This is a genomic window from Citrobacter sp. S55_ASV_140 (genome assembly GCF_018919505.1).
In the GTDB taxonomy this organism is placed as follows: Bacteria; Pseudomonadota; Gammaproteobacteria; order Enterobacterales; family Enterobacteriaceae; genus Citrobacter; species Citrobacter werkmanii.
In genome coordinates, this window is sequence record NZ_JAHLQZ010000352.1 from 1 (window position 1) to 2,097 (window position 2,097).

At 48.6% G+C, this 2,097-nt stretch carries 4 protein-coding genes; all 4 read left to right on the forward strand.

What is annotated here, in order from left to right:
* The coding region (locus KQJ18_RS23625) for a flagellar hook-length control protein FliK (RefSeq protein WP_216422907.1) at positions 1 to 439 on the forward strand (439 nt) is incomplete at its 5' end.
* A gap of 7 nt (positions 440 to 446) precedes the next feature.
* Positions 447 to 917 carry a flagellar basal body-associated FliL family protein gene (locus KQJ18_RS23630; RefSeq protein WP_038637667.1) on the forward strand — a complete coding sequence of 157 codons (471 nt, stop codon included), beginning with the start codon at positions 447 to 449 and terminating at the stop codon, positions 915 to 917.
* Between the two features lie 20 nt (positions 918 to 937).
* A complete protein-coding gene (locus KQJ18_RS23635; protein ID WP_038637670.1) occupies positions 938 to 1,654 on the forward strand; it encodes a FliA/WhiG family RNA polymerase sigma factor in 717 nt (238 codons plus the stop codon).
* A 29-nt stretch (positions 1,655 to 1,683) separates the two neighbouring features.
* The coding region (locus KQJ18_RS23640; protein ID WP_346014729.1) for a motility-associated protein at positions 1,684 to 2,097 on the forward strand (414 nt) is incomplete at its 3' end.

Here is a 2,097-nt window from a genome sequence, read left to right on the forward strand (position 1 = left end):
GCATAACATCGTGTCGACGCCAGTTTCCGCACCAGTGACGATGTCAACGGAGGAACTCGGGGAGAAACTCACTGCGTTGCTTAAAGACAGAATTCAGTTCCAGATAGGTCAGCAACAGCAAATTTCGACCATCCGTCTTGATCCTCCGTCGCTGGGCAAACTTGAAATTGCTGTGCAACTGGATGCTGGGAAGCTGATGGTACACATCGGCGCAAATCAGAGCGATGTCTGCCGCTCATTGCAGCAGTTTAGCGAAAACCTGCGTCAGCACCTGACGGCGCAGAACTTCATGGAAGTCAATGTTCAGGTCTCTTCCGAGGGGCAATCGCAGCAGCAAAAACAGCAGTCAGGTCATCAACAGGATGAGGTGGCGTCAGCATTAGTGCTCAATGATGAACCTCAATTTCAACGGAATGAATCCGTTCTGATCAAAGTGTAAAAGCAAAATGAAGAAAATCGTTATCGCGTGTGTGATCAGTTCCGTCGTCGCTTTGGGTATTGCGGGGGGGGCCGGATGGGGCATTTATCATGCTATGAATAAGGGAACCACGGCTGCGGCAGCGACTCCCGCTCACGAAGCGGAAGATAGCCAGGATGAGTCCAACAATATTTTTGTCTCCCTGCCAGAAACGGTGGTTACGCTGCATGATGATGAAGGCGGCGATCGCTATATGGTCGCTGAGCTGGTGATGGTTGTTGATTCAGAGAAAGATGCTGAAAAAATTAAGCAGGACGAACCGCTCTATCAAAGTATTACCGTAGATGAGCTTTCGAATATGAAGTATGAAGATATTCGGGCGCTGAAGATCTCCGAAATCAGAAAGAAAATATTTGAAAATCTGAAAGTTGAATTAGCGAAACGCAAAATGGCGACACCTTATAAGGAGATATTGGTGAAAAAAGTCGTGTTCCAATAAGCGACAAGCCAGGAAATAACATGATACAGGATGCTTACGAGTCAGAAGACTTTAATGCGACGCCCATGCTTACGCCAAAGCAAGAGAGCCATTATTTACAGGCTTATCTGCCGTTGGTGCGCAAAGTGGTGCGTCAACTTGCGCCGCAATGTACCTGCGTTATGGACAGGCAGGATATGGAACAAACGGCGTTGATGGGATTGCTGAATGCGATTCGACGCTACGGTCAACCAGACGAAGGTTTTGCCGGTTATGCCGTTCACCGCATACGCGGCGCAATTCTGGATGAGCTGCGCAGCCTCGACTGGCGGCCTCGCCAGCTACGCCAAAAATACCATCAGATTAAAGATTTGATTCGTGATGCGCGCACACAGCTTGGGCATGAACCCTCATGGGAGGAGTTGTCCCGACGGGGATTATCGTCTGAGGATTATCAGGAATACCAACAGCTGGAAGGTGCGGAAACGCTGGCCAGCCTGGATGAATTACTGAATGGCGATATGCCGATAGCACCGCTCGAAGGGCGGGGGCTGGAAGAGCAATTCGTCACGCAGGAAATGTTGAGTTACGCCCTGAGCCAACTCAGCGAAAAAGAGGGTCTCGTGCTCTCAATGTATTACCAACACGATATGAATTTAAAAGAGATCGCGCTGGTATTAGGGCTGACCGAAGCCCGAATCTGTCAAATGAATAAAAAAATCACGCACAAGATTCGTGATTGTTTATATCCAGACTAACAATTCCGAATCAACATGCGGAGGACGTAATGCAAAAGATTTTTGGCTTATTAGTGGTTTTGGGCTGCGTATTTGGCGGCTACTTTGAGGCTGGTGGGCAGTTAATTGCTATTTGGCAGCCAGCAGAAATTATTATTATCGTTGGTGCTGGCCTGGGGGCGATGATTATTGGGAACCCGGTACATGTGCTGAAAGAGATCGCCCATCAGATCAAAGGGGTGATCAGTAAAAAGAAAATGGGACCGGAATTTCAGCGTCAGCTACTGATGTGCCTGTATGAGCTGCTGGAAATGGTGCAGAACGGTGGTCTGCGTATGCTGGATCAGCATATCGAACAGCCGGAAGAAAGTACCATTTTCCAGAAATACCCGCTGGTGCTGACTCAGAAGCGACTGGTGACATTTATCGCCGATAACTTCCGTCTGATGGCGATGGGTAAAATC